The 25,344-nt window shown below is 63.2% G+C and carries 19 protein-coding genes and 1 pseudogene; 7 read left to right on the top strand and 13 right to left on the bottom strand.

Going from position 1 to position 25,344, the window contains the following annotated elements; genetic code table 11:
* The first annotated feature begins 11 nt into the window (after positions 1-11).
* Entirely contained in the window at positions 12-311 is a 300-nt protein-coding gene (locus tag VH569_RS27340) for a hypothetical protein (RefSeq protein ID WP_423319530.1), read from the top strand.
* Between the two features lie 467 nt (positions 312-778).
* Here VH569_RS27340 and VH569_RS27345 read toward each other — a convergent pair.
* Positions 779-1,498, bottom strand: a pseudogene (locus VH569_RS27345) (DUF4347 domain-containing protein); the annotation flags it as partial.
* A gap of 485 nt (positions 1,499-1,983) precedes the next feature.
* On the opposite strand from VH569_RS27345, the gene VH569_RS27350 reads away from it, so the two are divergent.
* Positions 1,984-2,652 carry a phage tail protein gene (locus tag VH569_RS27350; RefSeq protein ID WP_423319495.1) on the top strand — a complete coding sequence of 223 codons (669 nt, stop codon included), beginning with the start codon at positions 1,984-1,986 and terminating at the stop codon, positions 2,650-2,652.
* A gap of 90 nt (positions 2,653-2,742) precedes the next feature.
* Positions 2,743-3,063 (top strand): DUF6916 family protein, encoded by a 321-nt coding sequence (locus VH569_RS27355; RefSeq protein ID WP_423319497.1) that lies wholly within the window; start codon positions 2,743-2,745, stop codon positions 3,061-3,063.
* Positions 3,064-3,125: 62 nt separating this feature from the next.
* Here the strand turns inward: VH569_RS27355 and VH569_RS27360 are convergent, their stop codons facing one another.
* The gene (locus tag VH569_RS27360) at positions 3,126-3,710 is read right to left on the bottom strand and encodes a GNAT family N-acetyltransferase (protein WP_423319499.1); all 585 of its coding nucleotides are present in this window, start codon (positions 3,708-3,710) and stop codon (positions 3,126-3,128) included.
* 186 nt (positions 3,711-3,896) lie between these two features.
* Between VH569_RS27360 and VH569_RS27365 the strand changes: the two genes are divergently transcribed.
* Together VH569_RS27365 and VH569_RS27370 are read left to right on the top strand one after the other, a co-directional pair.
* The gene (locus VH569_RS27365) at positions 3,897-4,388 is read left to right on the top strand and encodes an RT0821/Lpp0805 family surface protein (RefSeq protein WP_395453901.1); all 492 of its coding nucleotides are present in this window, start codon (positions 3,897-3,899) and stop codon (positions 4,386-4,388) included.
* A gap of 88 nt (positions 4,389-4,476) precedes the next feature.
* Entirely contained in the window at positions 4,477-6,843 is a 2,367-nt protein-coding gene (locus VH569_RS27370; RefSeq protein ID WP_423319501.1) for an HAD family hydrolase, read from the top strand.
* Between the two features lie 270 nt (positions 6,844-7,113).
* Here the strand turns inward: VH569_RS27370 and VH569_RS27375 are convergent, their stop codons facing one another.
* The 3 genes from VH569_RS27375 to VH569_RS27385 are packed head-to-tail and all read right to left on the bottom strand — an operon-like array spanning position 7,114 to position 9,786.
* Complete coding sequence (locus VH569_RS27375; RefSeq protein ID WP_423319502.1) at positions 7,114-7,953, bottom strand: WcbI family polysaccharide biosynthesis putative acetyltransferase; 840 nt, start codon at positions 7,951-7,953, stop codon at positions 7,114-7,116.
* Entirely contained in the window at positions 7,953-8,201 is a 249-nt protein-coding gene (locus tag VH569_RS27380; protein ID WP_423319504.1) for a hypothetical protein, read from the bottom strand. The genes VH569_RS27375 and VH569_RS27380 overlap by 1 nt, the downstream gene beginning before the upstream one ends.
* A gap of 4 nt (positions 8,202-8,205) precedes the next feature.
* Positions 8,206-9,786: an AMP-binding protein gene (locus VH569_RS27385; protein ID WP_423319506.1), complete on the bottom strand. Its 1,581-nt coding sequence runs from the start codon at positions 9,784-9,786 to the stop codon at positions 8,206-8,208.
* 132 nt (positions 9,787-9,918) lie between these two features.
* Between VH569_RS27385 and VH569_RS27390 the strand changes: the two genes are divergently transcribed.
* Positions 9,919-10,911, top strand: a complete 993-nt coding sequence (locus tag VH569_RS27390; RefSeq protein WP_423319508.1) for a radical SAM/SPASM domain-containing protein — start codon at positions 9,919-9,921, stop codon at positions 10,909-10,911.
* A 107-nt stretch (positions 10,912-11,018) separates the two neighbouring features.
* Here VH569_RS27390 and VH569_RS27395 read toward each other — a convergent pair whose 3' ends face one another.
* The 6 genes from VH569_RS27395 to asnB form a co-directional block, all read right to left on the bottom strand.
* Positions 11,019-12,944, bottom strand: a complete 1,926-nt coding sequence (locus VH569_RS27395; protein WP_423319510.1) for a hypothetical protein — start codon at positions 12,942-12,944, stop codon at positions 11,019-11,021.
* 359 nt (positions 12,945-13,303) lie between these two features.
* On the bottom strand, positions 13,304-14,056 hold the full coding sequence (locus tag VH569_RS27400; RefSeq protein WP_423319512.1) for a WbqC family protein: 753 nt from the start codon (positions 14,054-14,056) through the stop codon (positions 13,304-13,306).
* 31 nt (positions 14,057-14,087) lie between these two features.
* Complete coding sequence (locus VH569_RS27405; protein ID WP_423319514.1) at positions 14,088-16,058, bottom strand: DegT/DnrJ/EryC1/StrS family aminotransferase; 1,971 nt, start codon at positions 16,056-16,058, stop codon at positions 14,088-14,090.
* Between the two features lie 49 nt (positions 16,059-16,107).
* Positions 16,108-17,145: a dTDP-glucose 4,6-dehydratase gene (locus VH569_RS27410; protein WP_423319516.1), complete on the bottom strand. Its 1,038-nt coding sequence runs from the start codon at positions 17,143-17,145 to the stop codon at positions 16,108-16,110.
* A gap of 22 nt (positions 17,146-17,167) precedes the next feature.
* Positions 17,168-18,901 (bottom strand): glycosyltransferase, encoded by a 1,734-nt coding sequence (locus VH569_RS27415; RefSeq protein WP_423319518.1) that lies wholly within the window; start codon positions 18,899-18,901, stop codon positions 17,168-17,170.
* Complete coding sequence (gene asnB, locus VH569_RS27420) at positions 18,888-20,735, bottom strand: asparagine synthase (glutamine-hydrolyzing) (protein WP_423319520.1); 1,848 nt, start codon at positions 20,733-20,735, stop codon at positions 18,888-18,890. Before asnB ends, VH569_RS27415 begins: the two co-directional genes overlap by 14 nt.
* Before the next feature lie 541 nt (positions 20,736-21,276).
* Here asnB and VH569_RS27425 point away from each other — a divergent pair.
* The gene (locus VH569_RS27425) at positions 21,277-22,266 is read left to right on the top strand and encodes a radical SAM/SPASM domain-containing protein (RefSeq protein WP_423319521.1); all 990 of its coding nucleotides are present in this window, start codon (positions 21,277-21,279) and stop codon (positions 22,264-22,266) included.
* Positions 22,267-22,584: 318 nt separating this feature from the next.
* Here VH569_RS27425 and VH569_RS27430 read toward each other — a convergent pair whose 3' ends face one another.
* Both VH569_RS27430 and VH569_RS27435 read right to left on the bottom strand, forming a co-directional pair.
* Positions 22,585-23,880, bottom strand: coding sequence for a tetratricopeptide repeat protein (locus VH569_RS27430; RefSeq protein ID WP_423319523.1), 1,296 nt, complete (start codon positions 23,878-23,880; stop codon positions 22,585-22,587).
* A gap of 222 nt (positions 23,881-24,102) precedes the next feature.
* Complete coding sequence (locus tag VH569_RS27435; RefSeq protein WP_423319525.1) at positions 24,103-25,197, bottom strand: 3-oxoacyl-ACP synthase III family protein; 1,095 nt, start codon at positions 25,195-25,197, stop codon at positions 24,103-24,105.
* Between the last annotated feature and the right edge of the window lie 147 nt (positions 25,198-25,344).

Raw genomic sequence — 25,344 nt, forward strand, 5'->3', positions numbered from 1 at the left:
AAGCCGTATTTATGAATGTATTGTTGGCGATTGTTGTGTTTCTGACGGTAAGGCTGAAGGTAACCGCATTGTTATTTACTGTAATTCCGCCAAAAACCCCGCCGGTTGCAAAATTCAAGGAGTATGAATTATTCGCTATAACGACATTTTCAACGAGCGTTGAAGAAGACGCGGCTTGGACGATACGGATCGGAGAGAGAACTTGTTTATCTACGGTGCTCGATCCGCCATTGTTGGTTAAGATGGTATCTCGAACGGTCAGGGAGTTGCCGGAAGAGCTGGCTTGGCCAATCACCGTTCCACGATTATAGGTGAAGACACATTGGTCGATCTCCAGGCTGCCGGCCGAAACCGCGACAGCCCCAAATTGTGGAGCGCTTGTATAGAAGCTGTCGAACCGAAGGTTCTTGATAACGAATGTGGACGATGCCGCGTTGAAGGTAAATCCGAATGAATCCGACGTGCTGGCAAGAGTGTTCGTGCCGGATACATCCTTGTCGCCGCTCAAGGTTATGTCGTAAATTCCATCGCCGTTGATATCGCCATTGATGGTGATCGATTTTGTGACTGAAAGAGCCGTTGCGCTATTCATTAGAAGTGTTTGACCCTTCAGGGTCGGATCAAACAAAACGATATCCCCGGCCGTGGCAGCGCTGAGGACGTTGCGCAGAGAGTCTGTCGTGCTGTCGGTTGCGCTCTTCACCACCTGGGTGGCAAGCCGCCCGGAAAACTCATGCAGGGATTCCGAAGAAAACGGCAATGACGCTTCAATATTTCCAACCTGAGCCTCAAGAACCCAGTTTTCTCCCTCCCGCTGACCGGTGTCGTCGGTCGATGCCGCGACATCCGCTCCGGTCAGCGTGTGAATCGTGTTGATGAAGGACTGGCCGCGCTCGCCGGCGCCGACATCGCAGGCGTAAAACAGGATGTCGCCACCGGACTTCAGGGCGCTTCCGATCGCATGCAATTCAGTCGCACGACTCTCCAGGCCTTCGGTCCAATAAGCGCGGCCTGCCATGTAAAGATGGCCTTCGCCGCCATGGCTGACGATCTGGATCGAATCCAGATCGGACATTCCTGCCACGGCTTCCGCCATTTGCTGGAATGCTTCCCGGTTGGGATCGAGCAGGATGACCTTGGCATCGGGCGCGATGTCTTTGATCAATGTCGCATAGTCGGCAACGGCGGTATCGACGAACACGACGGAGTGGACGGCTGGCGCGGGCGCGGCGGCTTGCGCGGCGGCACTGCCGCCGTCCGGTTGCGCGGAGACGGCTTGAGGAACGGCATCCGCCGATGCCGATGCGGCCGCGTGATCCGCCGAAGTGTCCGGTATCGGTGCGGCCTCGCTGTGCTGGTTGGTTTCCGCGGCCGTCGCGGCGCCGGCCGCGTCGAACATGAAGCGCGGTTCCAGCGCCATGGCGAAGGAGGATGGTTTGCGCGTCTTGCCGGGCAGTTGGTTTCCGCCGAAGCCTTTCGCATCCCGAGACCGCGTCATGTTTCCTCTCCGCCGACGATCGCCATAGCGCCCCGATCCTAGGCCAAAAGTGGTTACCAAGAAGTGTGGAGCTTTGAGGAAGATACCACTTGGTTGCGGTGGAGTGAAACACTCGGATAACCCAGAGATGCGGGATCTGCCTCTTTTTTCGATCCGATTCGGGCATAAGCATTGTAAAATCCCGCTTCAATTTTTAGTTTTTCGATGAATTTCCCTTTTAATGTTCCATTTTCGTCATATTACATTTCCCGATCAGACGCATCGTCTCTGAAAAAATCATACTCCAGTATGATAAGGCTTCGACTCAGCCATCATCGCGTCTCATGATCTGGTCTAAAAATCTTATTATAATAGTATGTTTGCGCCTTGGCTGGCTCTTTGCGAGAATATTTGGACATTATTGCGACCGCGGTCGATGCCTCGCCCCAGCGGCGATGGCGCTGCCGTCCCTCACAATCGATTTCAACGAATCCGGAGGTTCCGCCATGGATGTCTATATCGCCTTGATCTTCCCGTTTGCCGGCGTCTTCGCTCCTCAGGGCTCCGCCCAGTGCTGGGGACAGGAAGTGCCCGTGCAGCAGAATCAGGCATTGTTTTCGCTCATCAGCACCCTCTATGGCGGAACCGGCAATCCGAGCTTCAAGCTGCCTGACCTTCGTGGCCGCGTCATGGTCGGCTCGGGCGTCAGCCCCTATCTGAACCAGACGCTGAACCCGGCCAGCTCCGGCGGCACCGCGGCCACCACGCTCAGCCTGCTCAACCTGCCGCTGCACACCCACGCCGCGAGCTTCACGCCGAGCGGCAGCGGCGGCGGCGCATCCACCATCAACGCCAGCGTGCAGATCCCGGTCGGCACCGGCAACGGCAGCGCCACCGCCCCGGTGAGCGGCGCAAACTATCTGAATGGCCTTGCGTTCGACGATGCGAGCTCCGGCGCCTCGCTTGCCGGCCCCTACAACACGACCGCTCCCGGCGCCGGCAGCTATCTGCAGGGTACGGCCACCGGAAACGTCACGGTTGCGGGCGGCGGCGGCACCGTGTCGGTCTCGCCGGGCGGCGGCCAGGGTGTGCCGGTGGCGATCAGCAACCTGCAGCCTTACCTGACGGTGACCATGTTCATCGTCACCATGGGCCTTTACCCGACCCGCGATTGATGCAAGCCGGACGGCCCGATCCCGCTTGCAGCGGGGCCGGGCCGTCTCCCGGCCTCCGAAACATCGCCCCGTTACCGGAACCCCCCTGTCATGACCGTCGATTTCAGCATGCTGACCGCCGCGCAGTTCACCCCGCATGTCGGCCAGACATTCCGCTTCCTGTCAGCGGAAGACCGCTCCACGATCATCGAGGTCGAACTCACCCTGGTCAAGGAACGGCCGGATTTCACACCCCGCTGGGCGAAGCGTACGTCCTTCTCGCTGACCTTCGAAGCGTTCGGCCAGAGCGATCTGTGGAACGGCAATTTCCTGCTCGATCATCCGACCGAAGGGGCGCTTGGTCCCTTCTTCATCGTCCGGACGGTTCCGCTCAATCCGGAGCGGTCCTGTTTCGAAATCGTCCTGAACTGACGGGGGGCACGACGGGGAGCGCCGTCGGTTCCGCCGGGCCTTGCAAGGGGCAAGGGCACCCGTCAGGCCACCCCACCCCCTTGCAAGGCGAGCGGAAGGATCTGCGGCGGCAGATGCTGGATCCCCGGATGCCCCGGCGGCAGCCAGATCAGCTCAACGACTGGCGGGGAATGCACCAGCAGGTCGAAGCCCAGCCGGTGATAGAACCAATGGACCCGCGTTTCCGTCTCGTTCACCGACAGGGTCATGGGCAGGCGAAGCTGCATCGCCGAGCCTTGCAGGCTGCGCAGCAGGTTGGTGCCGATGCCCTTGCCGCGGGCCAGCTTGTGGATCTCGACCTCGGCCACGCGCCAGTCCCAGTGCCCCAGATCCATGACGATCCGGCCGACCGGCTGCCCGGTCTTCTCCACGACGAAATCCAGATGCTGCGGATAGCGGGTTTCCTGTCCTGTCCGCATGGCACTGTACTGCTGTTCGTAAAGCGTGCGGATGAAATCGCGGTCCTGGTGGGCCTGGGCGAGCCAGGGGCGGGCATCCATGAACAGCCCCAGCAGGAAATCATCGTCCGAAGGCCGGGGATGACGCATCGACAGGCCGCCCATCAATGGCAGGCTTCCCTGATAGGCCGCCATACGATCACCCTTCATGGTGGTGAAAACATTCCGTCTAGATAGCCGCAGGAGCGGGTGGATGGCAAGACACCCGTTGATGGCCCGACAGGAGCGGGCCGCACGGGAATGTGACGGGAAAACGGGATGGACCGGCTGCACAAACGGCAACGCTTGCGCTATAAACGGAGACAGCGCCCTTTGGAAAAAAGAAAGCCCACTCCGATGCGTGCCCACATCCGCCCCACCCGTATCGCCGCCGTCGCCGTGCTTGCGCTGTCCACCATGCTGGCCGGCTGCCAGACCGGGTCGATGGGCACCAAGGAGGGGGTCGGCACCGTCGGCGGCGCCGTCGCCGGCGGCCTGATCGGTTCGCGCTTCGGCGGCGGTTCGGGCAAGCTGGTGGCGGTCGGCATCGGCACGCTGCTGGGCGCCTTTGCGGGGCGTGAGATCGGCGCCTCGCTCGACCGCGCCGACCAGCAATATGCCGACCGCGCCGCCTATCAGGCCTACAGCGCGCCCATCGGCCAGCGGATCAGCTGGAACAACCCGCAGTCCGGCAACCAGGGCACCGTCGTGCCGGTCCGCGACGGCTATGACGGCAGTGGTTCCTATTGCCGGGAGTTCCAGCAGACCATCGTCGTCGGCGGTCGCACCGAACAGGCCTTCGGCACCGCCTGCCGCCAGCCGGACGGGTCGTGGAAGATCGTGGGCTGAGGGGGCGGAACGGAGCGCCGGCTTTCCTTCCTCCGCTAAGCAGAGGAAGATGGGCGGGCCTCCGCGTCGAACGATCCCGGCCATTTCCATGCCCCCATTCACCATTCTCGAGCGCCAGCCTCTGCTGGTGTCGTTCGACGTGTTCGACACCCTCCTGCTGCGTCGGGAGGAGCAGCCTGCCGACCTGTTCGAGGCGGTGGGAGAGCGGGCTCTTGCCGCGGGGTTGGTCGATCCCGGGCTGACGCCCGTGCTGTTCCGTCTGGCACGGGAGGAGGCGGAACGTCGCGCCAGGACCGGACTTGCAAGCGGGGAGGTTGGGCTCGCCGCCATCCATGCCGAACTTCGCCACCTCCTGTGCGAAACGGCCGATCCGGCGATGCTGGCTGCCCTGGAGCTGGAGGTGGAGGCGGAACGAATCTTCGCCAACCCTCTGCTGTTGGCCGTGCTGCGCGAGCTGTCGGCGGCGGGGATCCCGGTTGTGCTGCTGTCGGACATGTATCTGGCGCCTGCCGACTTGGCGCGGCTCCTGGCGGCAGCGGGGATCGGGCCGGAGCTTTATGGCCGCCTTTATGTCTCCGGTACCGAAGGCTGCTCAAAGCGGGACGGCGGCCTGTTCCGGCTGCTGCTGGCCGCTCATCCCGGCATTCCCCCCGGCCGCATCATCCATATCGGAGATGATCCACTGGGCGACGCCGCCATGGCGCGCGCCGCCGGGCTGGAGGCGATCCATTATGTGCCCGGACCGGGACTGGCGCGCCTGCGCGAGCGTGAGCGCAGCCTGTCGGGGCTGGCGGCCGAGGCCCCCCCCCCGCCACGGCGGCTGGCCGCACTGGCAGGCCGGGAGGATGACGCGGTCGGGGCCTTCGCGCTGGAGTTCGGCGCGCTGGTGCTGGGACCGGCGGTGGCGGAATATTGCCGCTGGGTGGTGGAGGAATGCCGGCGCCAGGGCATCCGCCGCATCGCTCCGCTGATGCGCGAGGCGGCGCTGTTCGCCCCGCTGATGCGCGACTGGATCGCCCATCGCGGCTATGCCATGGAGGTGGTGGCGCTCCACCTGTCCCGTCAGGCGCTGATGCCACTCGAGTTGGCCGGGTTGAATGCCGCCGCCGCCCGCCGGATTTTGGGACAGCGGCCGCATCTGCCCTGGGACCGGCTTCTGGTCCAGGCGGGCGGGGAGGTGTCGGCGACCTTGCTGGATCTTGCCGGGCTGACGCTGGAGGAACTTCTGGCCAAGCCGGTGACGGATGGAGGGAGCGCCGTCGACCGGGTGCTGGCTCTGTTCGATGATCCGGAACTGCGCTCCCGTGCCGCGCGCCTGGCCGAAGAGGCGCGGGAGCGGCTGCTCGACTATCTGGCGCAGGTCCTGGGGCGGGAAGAGCCGGTGGCACTGGTCGATCTCGGCGCACGTGGCAGCACGCCCGCCGCAGTGGCCCGGCTTCTGCCGGAGGGGCGGCGGCGCTGCCGCATCTTCCTGGCCTATGCGGTTGCCGACATCGTCGCCGCCCTTGCCGACGGCATCAGAGTCCAGATTTTTGCCGGACAGGACAGGACAGGGATGGCCCTGGGCCGGGTGCTCTATCGCAGCCCGCAAATTTTGGAACGGGTACTGACCGGGTTGGACGGCACGACGGTGGGCCATCGGCGAAATGCCGACGGACGGGTGGTTCCGCTTTTGGCCCAACCGCCAGCGGCTGGGGAGGAGCGGCAGCTTTTGGCTCTGCTGCAGCAGGGCATCCGCCGCTATGCCGGCCTGATGACCGCCGTCTATCCGGCGCGGGGAGAAATGGCGGTGACGGGGGTACAGGCCCTCCTGCCTCTCGCCGCGGCGCTGCTGCGGCCGACTGCGCAGGAGGCTGACATCCTGGGCGGCCTTGCCTATGACCAGAATGACGGAACGGAAGGGGAGCGCGTCCTCTGCGATGCCACGGCCCTGGCAACCGTGCAGCCGTTGGCAGAGATGGGGGAGGGGCCGGTCCTGGCCCTGGCGCTGGGGCTACGCCCCGCCCTCGCCCCTTGGCCGCAAGGGGCGTTGACCCGTCTGGTTCCCGGGATCTTCCACCAGCTGGCCGATCGACTGGGGCTGGAGGGCGGACATGGCCCGGTCTGCCGGGCACTGGTGGAGCGGCTTCGGGGACGGACGGCCGGCCGCTTCGGCATCCTGGCCGTCGGTGGCGATGGCGGAATGGGACCGGACTTCATCCGCTACGCCCGCGAGGCCGGGCTGGAGCCCGCAGCCTATGCCGACTTGATGAACCATCTCGTCCCGCCCCCCCTGTTCCATGGGGTGGCGGTGCGGGACATGGGTGAGATGGCCGCTCTTGGAATGCCCCTGGTGCTGGTGACGCTAGGCTATGCCGACCGGCTGGCGGGGCTGATGCGCGATCAGGCGGCGGCTGGCGGATTGCTGCCGCCCCGCCTGATCGCCTTGGGCCGGCCGGACCTGGAGCGGGACTGATCAGGCAACGACGGCGGTGCTCCCATTGCTGTCCACAAAAGCACCAAAACAGCCGGGGCGACGGTGATGCTCTCGCCGCCCTACAGCCCCGACTTCAATCCGATCAAGATGGCCTTCTCCAAGATCGAGACATACCTGAGAGCCGTCGCCGCTCGCAGCCTACCGGACCTCTGAAATGCCGTTCGCGACGCCATCAACGCCGTCACACCCAATGATTGCCGATCTTACTTCGCAGCCGCTGGCTACGAACAAGAATGATCGGAATCCGCCCTAGTCAAAATTGATTTGGTGTCTCCAGTATTCGATATAGTCGATATTCCTGTGCTGATAATGAGAATACAGCCTGTCTGGTCGGAACCAGTCGAGTTCCAAGACGTTCGCCACGTCTGGATGGATGGCGACCTTGAGCCAGTCTGCTGGCTCCCATCCATTGGCGAATAGGGATGGTACCTCGTCGACAACGGCTTGTGGCAGGCCCAGCAAGGCTGCGGCCCGTTCCACCACAGTCAGAGCTAAGGGCAACAACAGGGCTGCAGTGGGGTGGTTGTAGGTCCAGAAGAGGCAGCGGTGCCGGAAGTTCGACAGGATCCAGCCGCCAAAAGGAATATCGCAGAGGGCGTCGAGGGCGGTGATCCGCTCCGCTTCGATCGCGGCGAGACGGAGTGGATCGATCACCGAATTCAAAGGGGTGGATAGGTAGCGTTCGAGGATCACCGAGCCAGAGAGGTTCCGGGCCAGCATCTGGTTGAGCAGCCTATCTCCGTAGGGATAGCGCCCGAACGGAAAATCGGGTTCGGCTCGGTTGCGCTTCTCGCGCGCCTGCAGAGGCCATTGTGCGTTGAGCGCCAGCATCGGGAAGCTCAGCGTCGGACAGCCGGGAGGAAGCCGGTCAAGCGCGGGGAACCGGTGCCACAGCGCCCGCTGCTCAACCAGCAGGGCGCAACGCTCCAGGTCAGCGGGCTCGATCCTTGCCTGGCCATCGATTGGATGGACGAAACTGGGAATGCCAACGATATCATAGCAGTCGGAGACTTTGGAGATCTTGGTCAAACATGCGGAAATCGTGTCCGACTGACAGTTGCCGTAAACAATGATCGTCGGCTTGGTCATCACTCCTCCAGCAATGACTTGGCCAATGCATACAGCTCTCCCACATTCTCCAGATAAGGAATGCGGTCACCGGGGAAGGCGATACCGAGCTTTTCCTCGATGTGCAGGATGAGATAGCTGTGCGAAACCGAGTCCCAGCCGTCGATATCGGTAGCGACGGTTTGAAAGGAGATGGCAGCGTCATGGGCATCGAAAACGTCTTGAATGGACTGTTCAATGCAGGTCCAGACCGGATCGGGTATTGTCATCGTGTCATCCTGCGGCCGAGGCGATGAGGTCGAGATATTTTTTCATATTTTCCGTCCGACTTATCTTTCCGCTTGTTGTCTTGATCACCCACCCTCGCTCGACGATCAGGGTACGGTGGGGGGAGATCCCAAAGCTGGCTGTGACGACTTCACGCAGTCGGCGCCGCAGTTCATCCGGCGCCACCATGTCCTCGGCCTCGGCGATCAGCACGAGGTCCTGTGTCCCAGAAACGTGGTTCGCCAATCCGAGGGCAACGGTGCGCCCTGGGATGATGCCGGATACGGACTGGGCCACCAGTTCGATATCGTAGGCATGCAGGTTGCGGCCATAGACGATGATCCGATCATCACGCCGGCCCGTGACGTAAAGCCGCCCCTCCACCAGGAATCCCATGTCGCCGGTCCGGTACCAGCGGCCTTCGCGGCAGCGGGCTGTCAGATCAGGTTGTCCACGATAGCCGTCGAACAGAAATGGGCTGCTCAGCAGGATCTCGCCAACGCCGTACGCGTCAGGCTCAGCGATGCGGAGTTCCACGCCGGGGATCGGCGGGCCACAGTCCACCACCTGATGGTCTGAATTGCCTGGCAGGGGAAGGCGTTTCGGTGTCGCCTCGGTCTGCGTGACCGCAAAGACGTTCTCGGCCATGGCGTAGCAGACACGGATCTGCTCAGACCTCACTCCGCAGTCGGCAAAGCGGTCCAGGAATGTTTCGATGGTCTCCCATCGGGTGGATTCCGAGCAGCTGATGAAAGCGCGGACGCGATCCAGCGGCCAGCGGATGCCACGCGGCGCAGCGCGGGCGAGATGGCCGAAGGCGAAGTTCGGCAGCCAGCAGAAGCCGGCCTCGGTCTCGGCCATAGTTTGGAGCAGCAGAGCCGGCCGTGCGACCCAGTCGAAGGGGCTCATGCTGACGACCGAGGCCCCAAGCGCTAGGGGCATTAGGAATCCCGTGACCAGCCCCATGTCATGGTAAAGAGGCAGCCAGGAGGCAACCCGGTCCTCCGGACCGAACCCCAGCGTCCCGGCATAGGCGTCGATCTGCGCCAGTACGGCCCGGTGGCTGAGGGCCACTCCCTTCTTCAGACCGGTCGTGCCGGAGCTGTGCTGCAGCAAGGCAATGTCATCGGTGCCGGGAAAGGCTGGCAGTACAGCCGCGGCTCCGTCCCCGGCCACAACCAGTTCCTCGAGCGCCACCCGTCCGACGCCCGCCGGCAGATCCAACCCGGGATGAGAGGAAATCACGAGCCGCGCTCCCAGCCGCAGGAACACGGGGCCATGCTGGGCGGCGAAGACGGCCGGGTCCTGCCGCGGGTTGGGAAAGGGCATGAAAGTCGGGATGGCGCCTGCCCGGTTCACCGCGAGAAAGGCAGTCATGGCCGGAATTCCGTTGTCAGCCACCAGCGGCACCACCTCGCCCGGACGTACACCCAGCGCCACCAGCCCCATGGCTGCCCGTTCCACCGCGTCGGCCAAGCCGGCAAAAGTCACGGTTCCGACCCCGCCGAAAGACGTCAGATGTCGGCAGAACACGTCGGTTGGCCGGCTCTCGGCCAGCAGCCACAGTCGATGGAGCAACGTTTCCAACTGTCACCTCCTGCTTACCTGTGCGGTGCCGGCTTCGGGCGCCATCGCAGGAACATCCTTGCACGTACCGTCCCCGTCATGAGAAGCCAAGGCATCAGCCACCCCGCCTTCCGGCTTTGGACACCTGCCCCGATGACCCAATGCGATCTTGCCGTTCCTCCCGCCAAGCTCGGATTCCTTACCATCGAGACGACGACTTGGTGCAACCTGGCTTGCGCCGGTTGCTCGCGCACGGTGGGCATGGCTGCCGGCGCCTGGTCGAACATCCATATGCCGGCCAGCCAGTTTGCCCGCATCATGCCGAATCTGCCGCGGGCACAGCAGGCGAGCCTGCACGGGGTGGGAGAGCCGACGCTCAACCCGGACATCGTCGACATCATCGGACTGGCCAAAGGCAGTGGACGATTCGACGAGATTCTGCTTGTCAGCAACGGGCAGAACAAAAACCCGGGAATCTACCGCCGCATGATGGAAGCCGGTCTCGACCGGCTGCACATCTCGGTCGACTCGCTGGTCCCGGATATTGCCGAAAAATGCCGGAAAGGCACCCGGCTCGGTCTGTTGCGCGACACGCTGGCGGCTCTGCACGAAATGGGACTCCCCATCACGATCAACATTGTCGCCAGTCGCTTCAATCAGCACGACATACCGAACACATTGAGCGCCCTGAACGGGTTCGGGCCTGCAGAGGTCCTGGTGCAGCAGTACATCGATCTCGGAAACCCAGACGGTTGCCTGGACGACGGCCAACGCGGCGGCCTGCGCGCCACCTTGACCGCACTGCGAGCTGACCTGCCGAACCTGCGACTGAACCTGCATGGAATGATGGCCGGAACTCTGGAGGAAATCTGCTCCAGCCCCTGGACGTCGCTTGCCGTCACAGTGGAGGGGTTCCTGACTCCCTGCTGCGTCAACTTCGACCCGGCCGTGCTCCGCGGTGCCGATCTGGCACGGCGCCCGTTCAACGAGATCTGGGTGTCGGCTGAGATGCAGGACTTCCTGCGTGACTACTTGATCGCGGCTCCTGCCTTCTGCGCAGGCTGCCATATGAATGGCCGCCCCATTCCCGCCCAAGCTCCGCTCCCTGAACGCCGAGGCTTCGTCACGACCTCGGCACGCCATTGACGCCGCCTGCTTTCTGGAAGGGATATCGGGTCTCGATGACGGTAATGTGCAGTCATATGATCTGCAAGCCGTCAAGCTTGCTCCTCTCGAAGCGGAGCCTGATCCTCTCATGGCGAGCCGGCGGAACCCGATAGAGCAGTCTCGATCGCCTCCTCCATCGCCCTGACAAATGCTGTGCTGTCGGCCCAGCGTCGGCTGGACGCCCGTGCCGCTTCGCCCGCTTGGCGCCGGTGCTCCACATCTACGGCCAGCCAGTGAATACGGGACACGGCTCCGGCCGTGTCCTCCATGTCGAATGCTTCCTCATGGAGGCCGAGCATTTCCACCGTCGGCAGCCAAGTGTGCTCCCGGAATCCTTCCAGCGGATTGTCGCGGAACCCGATCACGGGAATGCCAAGGGACATTGGCTCGGCCAGGGAATAGCCGCCGCCGTAAGGCACCGTGTCGATGACGATGTCGACCAACGGATAGATGTCCAGGATATCGTTCCGCCAGCCGAGGGCGTGGACACGTGGGCGCAATGCCGACGGCAACCAATCCTGTGGCAGGTTGTCCAATCCCGCTTGATCCAGTCCGCAGGCCGCGAAGCGCAGATCCGGTAGTCTGGCCAGAGAGGCGGCCACGATTTCCCAAAGGCGTTGGCTTCGGAACTTGAGGGGGCGTCCCGAAGCAAAAAGGATCGGCACGTCTGTGGGGAACCCCAATCCAGGCCGGGTCAGGCGCCCGGAAGGACTGCCGAACCGGTTCCCCGGCATGAAGGCCGGCGCTGTTGCCGACGGGCAAAACGCGTCCATCGCCGGCTTCGTGGCGAAATGAACACAAAGATCCAGATCTGGGCTGGCATAGAGATGAGGATCTCCCAGGCCGATGCCAAGAACTGCACGGGCTGGGCGCAGCATGGCCAGCAGCGCTCCCCACCGGGTCAAGGCCAAGGGGATCAGTGCATCAAGGTCGAGCGCTTCGACCTGTGCCGCGCCTGCCAGAAGCCGGTCAAGCCAGGCGGGACCCTGTCCTATGTCAATGAAGTGCAGAGGTATTCCCGCCGCCTCCAGCCGGGCTTGCCGCTCGGCGTGGAAAGGCGAGGCCGCCAGGAGTTCCTGAGGTATGAGGGAAAGCAGAATCGGTGTCACTTTGGACGGGTCATGGCCGCAGGCGATCTGGATGGCGATGTCCGGCAGACTGCTGTAGGTGTCACCCGCCTCCCCGGCCAACAGGTATCCAACCCGCAACGGTCCTGGCTGGCGTCTGGCTGGCAGCGAGCGGCGGTAAGGGGCCAGCATCCGGCGGGCTGCCGGCGACACCACTGGGTCCTGATAGCCGGGAATGCGTTGTCCGGCCGCATAGGCGGCGTACATCGCCTCGTGCAGCCGGACCAGGGATTCCACCGCCAAATCCACATCGCCCCGTGCCTCCGCCACCAGGGCGGCTCGCGTGATCAGGGGCCAGATTTCATGGAAGGCACCCCGCTCCAACAGTGCCGCCACGCAGGGGGAAAGCGCAGGAGCGCGGCCCAGGACCCAAGCACGGCGCAACTGCTCGCCACCCTCCCGGTTGCGTCCATAGGAAAGCAACGCCAGACCGAGCTGCTCGAAGACCCAGGCCCTCTGATCAGGACCCCGCAGGGTGAGCAGGGACGACAACTCGTCATCCGGAACCGCCCAACCCCGCCCCAGACGGCGCCCCACGACCATCAGCCGCTGATGCAGGCTCTCGGACACCGGTTGCACGAGCCGTACCGTGTAGCGGCGGCCATTACGGTCGGGTGGCGAGCCGTCGCTGCTGGAGAAGAACAGGTCCCGTCCCCAGTGCGCATAGCGTCCGCCCCCCAATGCAACAATATCCGGTTGCAGGGTATGGGCTGGCCCAAGAGGGCGGCCGTCCTCCTCCAGCACGAGTTCCGATACCCGCGGGGCTTCTCCGATGTCGCCCCAGGGAAGCTCGGGGCCGCGCCAGTGCCACAGCAGACCCTCACGGTGCACGATAGCTGCCGGGTCGATCTGGATCGTCTCGGCCATCTGGATCGTCTTGGCCATCTGGATCTTTCCTCTGCTATTCTGCAGCCGGTTCATCAGGCTTGGCGCCATTTGCTGCCGACTGGAACCTGTTCCATACCATGCGGTTTCCGGCGAATGGCCCTTGGGTCGACAGAGGGTTCGGGGTTGTCGATTAGGCCTTGGAGGGAGAGCGCACGCCCTGCGAGCCAGTCGTGCGGCCCCTCCGGTGTCGCTCCAACTCATCAAGGTCCGGACATGATGTCCGAAACAGAATAAGACGCACTCATGACCGGGTTCTTGGCTGCCGTGTGACGCGGATCGTGGTCCGAGCCGCAAAAATTGCCACATATCAGATTGAAATGAGGTTAAGCCGCGCTTGAGCTAGACAAAGGAGGCCGTCATCCTTCCGGTGCCGGCCAGTTTTCCGGCATGGCTCCCCACCCGCCCGGCCCGAGCACCACTTCGTTCGCACGCCGCGAGGCGATGTGTTCCTTCGCACCTGGCCCCACGTTCATGAGCAGGTCGATGACGGACAGGCCCGGCTGGAAGGGTCCCCACTGCTGAGGGTAATCGGCGTAATCGTAGGTCTTGTATTCGAGGCCGATTCCGACGTCATGGAATTTGGCGACCTCGATATAGTCCTTGGCGGCAGGTCCGGAGAGATAGGACGTGGCCCCCACCTTGCGCAACAAATCAAGCAGACGGTCGGTCTTTCGGCCTTGGGCGCCCAGTTCCGATGCCAGCCGGACCGGTGTGCGGATGTCAAGCAGCCGCATCAACCACAGGCAGGCCGAGTGGTTCAGCTCTAACAGCGTACGCGGTTCGGCGGCCAGCAATTCAGCCAGTTCATCCCGGTAAAGCGGATAAAAGGGGGCCTTACGATACCAGGCATCGATTTGGGCCATGTGTGCAGACCGCCACTCCACCTCATACGTGATCTCGACTTCAAAAATCCGTTGGTCCCGTGCGGGATGCCGGACCGGTACGGTCAGCCAGTGCCAGCCTTGCGCTGTCTTGATCCTGCTGCGGTTGCGCCAGTCCCGCCGCGTATATTGGACATCGTCAAAAAGTAAGAATAGATCCACCTGCCGAATGAAGTCCATGTACCCGCGCCATGGCAAGTAATTCGGCTGGATGATGCCGACCCGCATAGGATTTTTCCTATCCCTTTGAAGTTTATGGCTACTTCTTGTCCGAGGCGAGGCGTGCCACGAACAGCTTGCGGGTCATCTGCATGCGCATGTCGAAGTCATCGGATGCGATGACATTGTCGGTGATCGCCTGATCGACACCAGGATAATATCCAGAGAAAGCGTCGTCGAAGCACACCACGGTTCCAGCCACGGCAAAGCGCCGGATGACGGCGAGATCGCGGGAAACGGCGGGGAAGCTGTGCTCGCCGTCGATGAACCCCATTCGGCACCGCAGCCCGGCCGGCGCCCGCTGCGCAAAATCCTCCGCGGTCCCCTGATTCACGCTGACCAGATCGCGGACATTGAAACGCTCCAAGTTGCGCAGAAACTGGTCGAGGATGCTACCGCCATCATAGACCGGCATCATCGCCCGGAGGAACGGCTCTGCCCAGACCGTCTGAGCGGAATAGGCGGTGACAGAACGGCCATGAACCTGGGTGGTGAAGCTCCATGACCCGTCCGGATTGGATGCCCAGTCCTCCCGCGTCGGGAAAAGATCGATGGCGTGGACGCGTCCATTGGAGGCACGGGCAGCCAGGGCCAGCACGATGGTCGACCGGCCGCACCAAGACCCGACTTCCACAATGTCCCCGCCAAGTCCGGCCGTTCCAACCGCAAGCGAGTAAAGAGCCATCAACTCGTCATGATCGGAAAAACCCGGAACATGGTCGATGAGGCTCGCGATGACCTGGGAGATGGAAGGCACTGGCTCTGCAGCCACGGTGACGGGCCGCTCCAGGCGGTCTGCAGGCCGCCCATCGGCTCGCAGGCCGCTTCCGAGCACCTCCGCGAGCGCTTCGGCAACGGCCTCGACATGGGCATCGGGCATCGACGGGTAGAAAGGAAGGGACAGGGTTTCATTCCCGATCCGCTCCGCCTCCGGAAAATTACCGCGTTCATACCCGAAGCTTTCACGGAAATAGCGGGTCAGATGGACCGGATGGTAGTTGACGACACAGCCGATCCCGCGATCCCGCAGACGCTGGCGCACCTCGTCCCGGCGTCCTTCGCTGATCCATACGGGGAAAAGATGGAAGGCATTGATAGCCCCTTCCGGAGTGGCCGGCAGCCGAATCCCAGGCACTGTCTCCAGATGGTGGCGGTAGAGCTTTGCCAAGCGGTCCCGTCGGGCGTAATTCTGGCTCAGGCGCTGCAACTGGGGCAGCAGCAGGGCCGCCTCGATGTTGCTCATGTTGTATTTCCAGCCCATGGCGACCATGTCCCAGTCGCTGCTGCCGCTGGTATAGCGCTGGGCCAGATCACGGTCGATCCCGTGTAGGCGCAGGAGCTTCAGCTTGCGATACAATTCGGAATCATCGGTAACCAGCGCGCCGCCTTCACCGCAGTTCAGATTCTTGGTTGCATAGAAGCTGAAGCAGGCCACGTTCGACAGAGAGCCCGGAACCGCGTCGTCCCGCCGCCCTTCGATGCAATGGGCCGCATCCTCGATGATGGCCAATCCATGAGCATCGGCGACGGCACGCAGACGGCGCATGTCGCACATCAGGCCATAGAGATGAACCGGGATTATGGCGCGGGTTCGTGGTGTAATGGCAGCGGCCACCCGCTCCACGTCCAGGTTGCCGGTTTCCGGTTCCACGTCGACAAAGACGGGGGTGGCGCCGACCTGTAGGATGGCGGCTGCGGTGGCTACAAAGGTCATGGGGGTGGTGATCACCTCGTCACCGGCTCCGATGCCGAGCGCCAGCAGCGACATGTGCAGGGCGCCAGTGCAACTGGTGACGGCCAGGGCGTGACGCCGCCCCAGCAGGGCGGCGAAGCGCTGCTCGAACTCTTCCACCAGGGCACCGGTGGTCAGGATCGGCCCCTTCAGGGCACGGGCGACGGAAGACGCCTCGGCATGGCCAAGGTCATGGCAGTAGAAGGGAATCGCCGTAGGCGTCCCTGCGTTCCGGCTGCTCGCGTTCCCGCTGTCGGTCTGATCGGCTTGGATCGCCAAGAACCCTCTCCTCCTGAAACTCACCGCAGCCCCTGGGGGGGCCAGTGCTTCAATGCATCTCCACCACACCGGTTCGGGTCCGGATTGGTACGGCCCGCATCCACATCTGGGGCTCCCAGATATAACGGTTCTCCCGGAACCAGTTGATGGTCTCGATCAGTCCGCTTTCCCAATCCACCTCGGGTTGCCAGCCAAGCGTCCGATTGAGCTTCGACCAGTCGCCCGTATGGCGGGCCACCTGCCCTGGCCGATCCCCAACATACCGGATCAACTCCGGGTCGGCTTTCATCAGACGCACCACATCGTGGGCAATCGATAAGGTCGAGCGGGAGGTTCCGCTGGCCACGTTGAAGACTTCACCCAGGACAGCGCCGCGATCGGCATGCAGCAGCAGATCCAGCGCCGCGCAGGTGTCACGCACGTTGATGAAGTCCCGCTCAGCCAACCCATTGCCATGCACGCGGAGCGGCTCCCCCAACAGGCAGCTGGAGATGAAACGGGGGATCACCTTCTCCAGGTGTTGGCGAATCCCATAGTTGTTGAAGGGGCGGACGATGACGGCAGGCAGGCCATAGGTGGCCCAGTAGGAATAGACCAGCCGGTCGGCTCCACACTTGGCACTGGCATAGGGGCTGGCCGGGTTGAGGGGATGGGCCTCGTCCATCATCCCCGTTTCGGCCGTGCCATAGACCTCGGAGGTCGAGATGTGGATGAACCGATCCACCCGCTCCCCGGCACGGAGCACCGCGTTGGCCACCACCTGGGTGCCGATCACGTCCGTCTCAAAGAAGGGCATGGTGTCGTGAATCGAGCGGGTGACGTTCGTCTCAGCGGCGAAGTGGATGACAACATCATGTTCGGCAACGAGATCGTTCAGCAGACCAACATTGCAGACATTGCCCAGCCAGAACCGGATCCGTCCTTCCGGTTGGGCGGGATCATATTCAGGGATGTTCTGCAGCGACCCGGCATAGGTCAGCGCGTCCAGCACCGTGATCCGGTACTCTGGGTAGCGTTTGGCGATCCGGCTGACGAAATGCGAGCCGATGAATCCCGCACCGCCCGTCACGAGGAGTTTGAGTGACATCGTTTTCCGCCCCACTGCCTTATCAGATACCGGCCGCCGCCAAGGTGTTCACCACCAGCCGCTCCAGCGAGAAGTTATCCAGAACCCAATTTCGGGCTGTTTCCATGCGTCCGTGCGCAGTCGGAAGATCCGACAGAACCTCCAGGCAACTCCGCGCCAACCCGGCAGCATCATCAGTTGCATGCACATGCTCGCGCAGCCAGGGCACCAGACATTCCCGTGTTCCGGCCGCATCGGTGCAGACGACCGGACGGTTCAGGAGTTGCGCCTCCAGCACGACGTTGGGATGGCCTTCGGCCAGGGCGGTGTGCAGCAGCAGATCGCCGGCAGCCAAGAAAGACCGCACATCCGGCCGCGCTCCCACCAGATGAACCCGATCCTGCAGACCGGCTGCGGCCACAGCGGCTTCCATCACAGGCTGCAGCGGGCCAGAGCCGACGACTGCGGCATGCATGTCGGGCCGCGAAACCGCGACCCGGCGCAAGGTCTCGACGAACAGCAGCGGCTGTTTTTCCACCGCCAGCCGGAAGGCGCCGACGATTAGGGGAGCATCGGCGGGCAAGGCCAGCTCGGCTCGCACCCGCGCCACCTCCGCAGGGTCGGCGGGTGCTGCCGCTGTCGGCGTTACACCGTTCGGCACGGTGGAGACGGCACCGAACGGCAATTCCAGCCAGTCCTCGTAGGAACGGGCGCCGACATGGCTGTTGGCCGACAAGCGCAGAGCCGGAAAGTCGGCCAACACCTTGTAATACCCCCGCATCCAGCGCAAAGCGCTGCTGTAATGGTTGGGGAAATGGGACGGGTTTATGTTGCGGCCCGATACCAGGACATTGGGGATGCCGGCCATCAGCGCGGCAATGCCACCGGCGACATTGCAGGTGTCGAGATAGCAGATCACCAGCTCAGGCCGCTCCCGCGCAAAGACGCGATAGGCCACGGCAACTTGGTGAATGATCTCAAGCGGCAGTTGGCTCAGAACGCTGGTGATCCGCACCATGTCGTCTGGCAGGGAACTGGGCACGTTCTCCGGATAGAAGACCTCACGGGCACTCGGCAGAATCCGGTTCGGAACCCCGGCACAGGCCAGATCCTCAACGTAATGCTCGCATCCTGGGGACGGCGCTCCAAAAGTCAGCAGTTCTGCACTCCACCCGGCCCGCCGCAGGCCGCCCGCCAGATGGACGATCTGTCGCTCGGCACCACCAGGCTGCAGGTTGCCGATGAGCAGACGGACCTGCCCGCGCGCCACTGGCGGCAGGTCGCGGTCGGCCGTCGCCTGCAGTGCGGCGATAGATGGGCCAAGCTGATCGGCGGACCAATTCCGCAGCATGGCTTCAATCTGCTCGCCGTCGATGCGCGCGAGGCTGGGGAGGCCCGCCGCAGCACGCTGCTCCAGCTCCTCGCGCAGCATCGGTCCGTCGATCTCGATGCGGAAAGGAGGGATGACAACGAAGGGGCCCAACTGATCGAGCCGTTCCACAATCTCCTTCACCCAGGTCACCCGCTCGGGATAGACAACTACGCAGCAGCCGGCCGCATCTTCCGCCATCAATCGCTCTGTTGGGAAGATGGGAATGCCACAGACCTGGTGCCCTGCCTTGGCGGCATCGGTGTCCACCAGATATTCGGGCAAGACCGGGGACTGCATGCAGAGATAGGGAAAGTTGCCGATCGCTCCCCAGCCAATCAGCCGGCGGCGGCCGTCCAGGATCTCGCGGTAGGCAGTGCGCAGTGCTTCTCCCTCAAGCAGCGGCATGACCGACCTCCCGGTTCAGGAAGGCCGCCGGCGTGGCCGGGTGGGCGCGCAACCAAGTTTCCAGCAGGGCCAACGCCCAGAGTTGGTAGAAGGATGCATGTGAAGAGCCATGCTCCGCCCACCAGCGGCGCAGTTGGTCGCCGCCAAGCCAATCGGCAAGCCGGCACTGCGGGTCTTCCAGCAGACGTGCCACGACAGGGCGCATGGCGGCTTCGCCCCAGCCGTTGACTGGCATGCCGAAGCCCTTCTTCGGCCGGGTCAACCAATCCGCAGGCAGATAGCGTCCAGCCAGCGCCCGCAGCACCAGCTTGCCTGTACGACCGCGAGCGATTCGGTCGCCACCCAGCCCACCGGCGAAGCGGGCAAGCTCCAGCGACAGGAAGGGTGTACGCACTTCCAGCGCATGCTGCATGCTCATCCGATCGACCTTGGCCAAAACAGCACCTGGCATGTAATGGGCAGCGTCCAGTTCACGCAGCACATTGACCAGCGGTCGCGGGTCCTGGTCGATGGCCCTGCGCAGCAGGAGTGCCGTTGACGATACAGGATCGGGATCGGTGCCGGCCAGAAGCCGCAGATCACGGTCGTCGAAGATCAGCAGCCGGCTGGAGTAGTAATCGCGCCCGGCATGCCAAGTTCCCGCTTGAATCCGCTCACGATTGGCCGCCACGGCCTCGACACAATCGAAGTAACGATTGTAGCCGCCGAACATTTCGTCTCCGCCGTCGCCAGACAGAGCAACTGTCACCTGCTCACGGGCGAAACCGGACAGGAGCCAAGTGGGCAAACAGGAACTGTCCGCATTCGGTTCGTCCAATCGCTGCCCGAGCAGTTCAACCAGATGGGTCTGGTCGGCCTCGAGAACCCGCTCATTGTGTTCGGTGCCAAGATAGCGGGCGATCTCCGCAGCCTCATTATGCTCGCTGTCCGATGTGCCGGCAAACCCGATGGAAAAGGTACGCAATGGCAGATCCAGGCGCCGGGCGACCAGCGCCGCCACGGTGGATGAGTCGATCCCGCCGGACAGGAAAGCTCCCAGCGGCACGTCGCTGATCAGGCGGCGGCGCAGGCCGCGCAGCAGGATGTCCTCAGCCTCGTCCGCCAAGTCGTCCAATGGCCGCCTGTCCTCCACCGCGGCGGAGGTCTGAAAGGAGAACCAGCGCACCGGTTCCGCAGGCCCGTCGGCGGTCACCCGCAGCCAAGCGCCGGGCTCCAGCTTGCGGCAGTCGCGGTAGATGGTTCGAGGAGCGGGTACATACTGGAACTGCAGATAATCCAGAATGGCTGCGCGTTCGATGACAGGGTTGAAGCCGGGTATCAAGGCCAGGGCTTGCAACTCTGATGAGAATGCAAACAGATTGCCCTGACGCCAATGGTAGAGCGGCTTTTCGCCGAAGGCATCACGCGCCAGCAGCAGCGTGCGGCTGTCTGCATCATACAAGGCAAGAGCGAACATGCCGTCTGTGCTCGGCAGAAACCCGGTTCCCTCGCGCAGCAAGCCGGCCAGCAGCACCTCGGTGTCGCTGCGGCTGCGGAATTGGCTTCCGCCCACCTCCAATACCGTTTTCAGTTCCCGGTAATTGTAGATCTCACCGTTGAAACTGATGGCTTGGCGGCCGCCAGCTGCGACCATGGGCTGACAACCGTCTTCGCTGAGATCGATGACGCTGAGCCTACGGTGCGACAGGGCACAGAGTCCGTCCGGCGCGACCCACACACCGGAGGCGTCGGGGCCACGATGGGACAGACTGTCGGCCATGGCCACCGCAATACGCCGCAGCTCTGCCGGTGACGTATTCCCCGAAAAGTCGACGATGCCAGCAATTCCGCACATGGTCAGCCCCAGGTCAATCAGACGTCGCCGATCGCGGCGGCGGAATGGGTGAGGCGATGGTCGTGCCAGATCAGATCGATGGCGATCTGACCATGATCTGGCGCCGGCAGTCCGCTCATGAGGTGTGCCCCACAGGAGAACTCAACTGTGGATTGTGAGCGAGGGCAAGGCGCTCCCCCGAGGAACAATTCTCCGCGCAGAGCTTCAAGATCATCGCCGAACCGGCACCACGTTTCTTTGGCCATCACACCCATTCGCCCTGCCTCTTGCTCCTCAGTTTCCCCGGCCGCCCTGCAAGACAATCAAATTTCCTGGATCATCCCGATTGGATCCTGGGAAGCGCCGTACACCCCCTCTGTGTCCACCCAAATTGGGCACGTTCGGTACTACTCTTTGCATAATTTGCGCCGACGTGTATACGATATCTTCAGTCGCGACAATCTGGACATCCCGAATGGGAATACCGATGAGCGGCAGGCCTCGCTCCCTTGGGCTTGCGTTATCGGCTCAGGATTGCGGGGTGAATTGAGGGAGTGGAAAGATGAGCGTCGGGACATTCCACGGGCATTTGAGCCCTGCGTTTCCATCCCAGATCAACATCGACGTAACGGAATTCTGTAACCTCGCCTGCATTCATTGCCCGTACGAGGCCGTAACGAAGATCAAGGGTGCAGCGCGGCGGAACTTGTCCTTGGACCTGCACCGCAAGCTGGTGGACGAGATTGCGGAGTTCGGCCTCCCGCATTGCCGTTACATCCGCTACACCGGCGAGGGAGAGCCTCTGCTGCACCCGCAACTAGCCTCCATGATCAGCGATGCATCGATCCGCACCGGCTTGCCGATCAATCTGACCACCAACGGGCTGCTGCTGTCGGAACGGTGGATCGAGGCTCTCTTGGAAGCGGGGGTGACTGTCTTCGACATCAGCCTGGATGCGGCCTCGGCCGACACCTATGCCCAGATCCGGGTGAAGGGCGACTATGATGTCGCCGTACACAATGTACGGACCTTGATCGCGCGCAATGCGGCGCATGGGAAGCCGGCCAAGGTGGTGGTCAGCTTCGTCCGGCAATCCCTGAACGCGCATGAGGAGGAAATCTTCCAATCCTTCTGGACAGCCGAGGCCGCGGATTCCGTCGTTATGCGCAACCAGCATTCTTGCGCCGGATCGATTGCCTCAGTGGCCCAGACGATGTGGGCGACAGCACCGGTACCGCGCAAACCCTGCCTCTACCCCTGGGAACGGCTGGTGGTGGGGCCTACCGGGCGTTTTAGCTACTGCCCGGCGGACTGGATGCATGAGGCTGAGATCGGCACCCTGGCAGAGAACACGGTACGAGAGGTCTGGCAGGGGCCAGCGATGGCGACCTTACGCCAAGCACACCTGTCCGGTGATTTTGGCAGGCACTCCTTTTGCGGGAAATGTCCGGATTGGTCGGTCATCGCCTGGCCGGGGACCGGACGCAGCTATGCGGATCTGATGCGTGACCTCTCACCTTCCGACGCTGCCCCCATACCCGCGACAGGCTGAGCGGATTTGCCCCTCCTGCGCGGGTTCGCGGCACTCCACCAAATGCGATGCACTTGGCAGCGCTCAAAGCCTTTCCATTGATGTGCCAAATGGCACCCCGTCAGCACTCATGTCCCTGGCTGAACTTGCGGGGGACATGAGTGCCTTGATCGCAGGCTGTCGGTGTATTCCGCCACATCCCGAAAATGCTGAGTGAACCGGTTGTGCCGGCTGCCTTCGGGATGAATCTTCAACCATCCCTTAAAAGCAGGCGTAGCGGAAAAGCCACCGCAATTTGGTGCCCCAGGCTCAGCTGGACCGACGGGAAGCGCGGGCTGTTCAGTCTTCAGGCGGCGGCGGAAGCAGGGCCTCCCAGTAGGTGCGAAGACCAACCACATCCGGCAGCAGACGTCGGGCCAACCCAAGCCATGGCGACTTGGCAGCGGTCTCCGCCTCATGCTGCGCGGCAGCCGCATCGCCAGCCCTGGCCAGCAGGCCAGCCAAAACGAGATGGGCCATGGGATAATCATAGCGCTGGGCGATTGTCCGCCAGCGATCATGAGCAACGGGCCCAAGTTCGTCCGGCAGCGAGATCAAGCTGGCAACGATAACGGTAAGCGGATGCGGATCAGGATGACGCTGGTTGGCGTCGATCGCCGCAGCGGCTTCCTTCCTCTGTCCCAGGGTGAGCAGAGCCAGACCCAGCATGGCGGAGCGTGCAGGGTCCGGGCCGAAGGCGCGGTTTGCTTCCACCAAACACCCGACAGCTGCCGTAGCATCCTTTGTCGCTAGCAGAGCCTGAGCCAAATACCCATGCACGTCGCCGTTTGAGCCGAGAGTGGTCGCATGACGCAACATGGAAACGGCCTCCTTAGGACGGTCCAGTCCAAGCAGCGTCAAGCCGAGGAGGGTGATGAGGAAAGCGTTGCTCCAAAGCCCGTGGGTGGCGCGTTCCAAGTAGGGCAGGGCTTCAGCCAATTGCCCTTGTTGCTGCAGATGCGCGCCTACCTGCAGGTTGACCTCACTGTCTTCCGGCCATTGCTCCAACATGCTCTGCCAAGCACGCAGAGCTTCCCCATCGCGGCCGGAGTCCTTCAGCACTTGAGCGCGGAGCCGCGCCGGGGAAATCCAGTCCGGCCGCAACCGCATTGCATGGTTGAAAAGATCCAAAGCCTCGTCGATGCGTCCGGCCTGCTTAGCCGAGACAGCCCTGTTGTGCATCAATTCCGCTTCGGCCTCGGCGCAACGATGGGGATTAGCCCCCAGACGGCGCGCCAAGTCCAGTTCAGCTGCCGCCGCATCGAAGTCCCCGTTGACTGCTAGAGCATTGGCACGGAACAGCGCCGCCTCCGCGGCGAATCCTGGAATTCTGGATTCGGCCCGTTGCTGCCATTCAGCCGCCTCTGCCGAGGCTCCGGCCGCCTCCAGCGTGCGAATCAGCGCATCTAAAGCGCCGATATGGTCTGGTTCCAACGCGAGGCAGGCAGTCAAACGCGAAACGGCGCCTGCAGTGTCTCCGTTCAGACGCCCGATGGCCTCACCCATGTGGAACAGATAGTTGATTTCCACATCACGTCGGATGTTGGCTCTCCATGCCTCGATATCGATAGAGGCCGCGCCTTGGTTTGGCATCATGACAGCACCGATTCAGTTCCCGCTATGTCCGCACTGCGGTTGCGGTGTAGAACATCAGCGGAAGCGGAAATCGTCAACGATAATGAGACAGTAGGGTCAGAAGCTTAGCTTGACTGCCGACCGCGTATCGAAGCCATCCTGTTGCTCATCCATAACCATTGGTCGGCAATGTGTTGGATCGCTGTTGTTCAGCCACCCCATACATCCCGCCGCTCCATAAGCTCACACCGCCAGCACCGGATAGCCCTCCGGCAAATCCACCACCCGCGGCTCCGGCATCGGCCCCAGTTCCGCCACCATCGCCCCCCAGGACCAGCCCACCCCGAAGCCGGCCATCAGCGTCTTGATTGGCCCGGCCGCCAGTTGCGCCCCCATGCTGTGGCAGATCGCCAGAGGGATGGAGGCGGAGCTGGTGTTGCCGAAGCCCTGCATGTCGATGATGAACTTCTCCGCCGGCGCCTTCACCCTTTTCCGCAGATGCTCCAGCATGAAGGCGTTGGCCTGGTGCAGGACGAAGCGGTCGATGCCGTCGACGTCGGTGCCGGCATGCTCCATCGCCTCGCGCAGCAGCGGCGGCACGGCGCGCAGCGTGAAGGAGAACACCTCCGCCCCGTTCAGCGTCAGGCGGGACTCGCGTTCCAGTTGGGCGGCGGCCTCCTCGTCGGCGATCCGGCCGGCGGTGCCGATCGGCGGGATCAGGCTATGGCGCTTGCCGCCGGCCTTGACGAAGATGTGCGGCGCGCCGGCACCGTCGGTGCCGATCACCACCGGGATGGGGCGCGCGGCCGCGTCGACCTCAAGCGCCGTCGCCGATCCGGCATCGCCGAACAAGGGCAGGGTGGCACGGTCTTCCGGATGCAGGTGGCGGGTCGGGTTGTCGCCGCACAGCACCAGTGCCCGCTTGGCCGTCGACCCGCCCAGCAGTTTCGCCGCGATCCACAGGCCGTAGACATAGCCGGAGCAGCCCAGCGGCACGTCGAAGGCCGCAGCACTGGTCGGCAGCCCCAGCCGGTGCTGCATGATGCAGGCGGTGGCCGGCAGCACGTAATCGGCATCCTGCGAAACGAAGACCAGCACCTCCACCGTCGCCGGGTCCCAGCCCAGCTGCTGCATCAGCCCTTCCGCCGCGGCGACGCAGAGGTCCGACGCGCAATAGGGCGGCGGCAGCACGCGGCGCTCCTGGACGCCGATGGTGGCGGCCAGCTTCTTCGCCTCCTCCACCGTGAACATGCCGGGGTCCTCGACGAAGGAATGGCGCTGGGGCGGCACCACCGCGCGCAGGCCGGCGATCCGGATGCCGTCGATGATGGCTTTCATGGCTGTCCTGTCCTTCGCGTGTTCAAGGGCCCGGCAGGGGCCTTTTCGGAAACCGGTGTCCGGCACCATAGCGCAGAGTGACGGGGAACTGGTTTCCAGATCCTTGATTTCAGACAATAGCAGTGTCCGGTGCCCTGGACGGCGCTT

The sequence above is a fragment of the Azospirillum sp. 11R-A genome (assembly GCF_049472615.1).
Lineage (GTDB): Bacteria > Pseudomonadota > Alphaproteobacteria > Azospirillales > Azospirillaceae > Azospirillum > Azospirillum palustre.

Bases quoted from the DNA above. Each gene is read 5' to 3' on its own strand.
- VH569_RS27340 (WP_423319530.1), top strand. From the start codon at position 12: ATGAATGTATTGTTGGCGATTGTTGTGTTTCTGACGGTAAGGCTGAAG.
- VH569_RS27350 (WP_423319495.1), top strand. From the start codon at position 1,984: ATGGATGTCTATATCGCCTTGATCTTCCCGTTTGCCGGCGTCTTCGCT.
- VH569_RS27355 (WP_423319497.1), top strand. From the start codon at position 2,743: ATGACCGTCGATTTCAGCATGCTGACCGCCGCGCAGTTCACCCCGCAT.
- VH569_RS27360 (WP_423319499.1), bottom strand. From the start codon at position 3,710: ATGAAGGGTGATCGTATGGCGGCCTATCAGGGAAGCCTGCCATTGATG.
- VH569_RS27365 (WP_395453901.1), top strand. From the start codon at position 3,897: ATGCGTGCCCACATCCGCCCCACCCGTATCGCCGCCGTCGCCGTGCTT.
- VH569_RS27370 (WP_423319501.1), top strand. From the start codon at position 4,477: ATGCCCCCATTCACCATTCTCGAGCGCCAGCCTCTGCTGGTGTCGTTC.
- VH569_RS27375 (WP_423319502.1), bottom strand. From the start codon at position 7,953: ATGACCAAGCCGACGATCATTGTTTACGGCAACTGTCAGTCGGACACG.
- VH569_RS27380 (WP_423319504.1), bottom strand. From the start codon at position 8,201: ATGACAATACCCGATCCGGTCTGGACCTGCATTGAACAGTCCATTCAA.
- VH569_RS27390 (WP_423319508.1), top strand. From the start codon at position 9,919: ATGACCCAATGCGATCTTGCCGTTCCTCCCGCCAAGCTCGGATTCCTT.
- VH569_RS27395 (WP_423319510.1), bottom strand. From the start codon at position 12,944: ATGGCCAAGACGATCCAGATGGCCGAGACGATCCAGATCGACCCGGCA.
- VH569_RS27400 (WP_423319512.1), bottom strand. From the start codon at position 14,056: ATGCGGGTCGGCATCATCCAGCCGAATTACTTGCCATGGCGCGGGTAC.
- VH569_RS27410 (WP_423319516.1), bottom strand. From the start codon at position 17,145: ATGTCACTCAAACTCCTCGTGACGGGCGGTGCGGGATTCATCGGCTCG.
- VH569_RS27415 (WP_423319518.1), bottom strand. From the start codon at position 18,901: ATGCCGCTGCTTGAGGGAGAAGCACTGCGCACTGCCTACCGCGAGATC.
- asnB (WP_423319520.1), bottom strand. From the start codon at position 20,735: ATGTGCGGAATTGCTGGCATCGTCGACTTTTCGGGGAATACGTCACCG.
- VH569_RS27425 (WP_423319521.1), top strand. From the start codon at position 21,277: ATGAGCGTCGGGACATTCCACGGGCATTTGAGCCCTGCGTTTCCATCC.
- VH569_RS27430 (WP_423319523.1), bottom strand. From the start codon at position 23,880: ATGATGCCAAACCAAGGCGCGGCCTCTATCGATATCGAGGCATGGAGA.
- VH569_RS27435 (WP_423319525.1), bottom strand. From the start codon at position 25,197: ATGAAAGCCATCATCGACGGCATCCGGATCGCCGGCCTGCGCGCGGTG.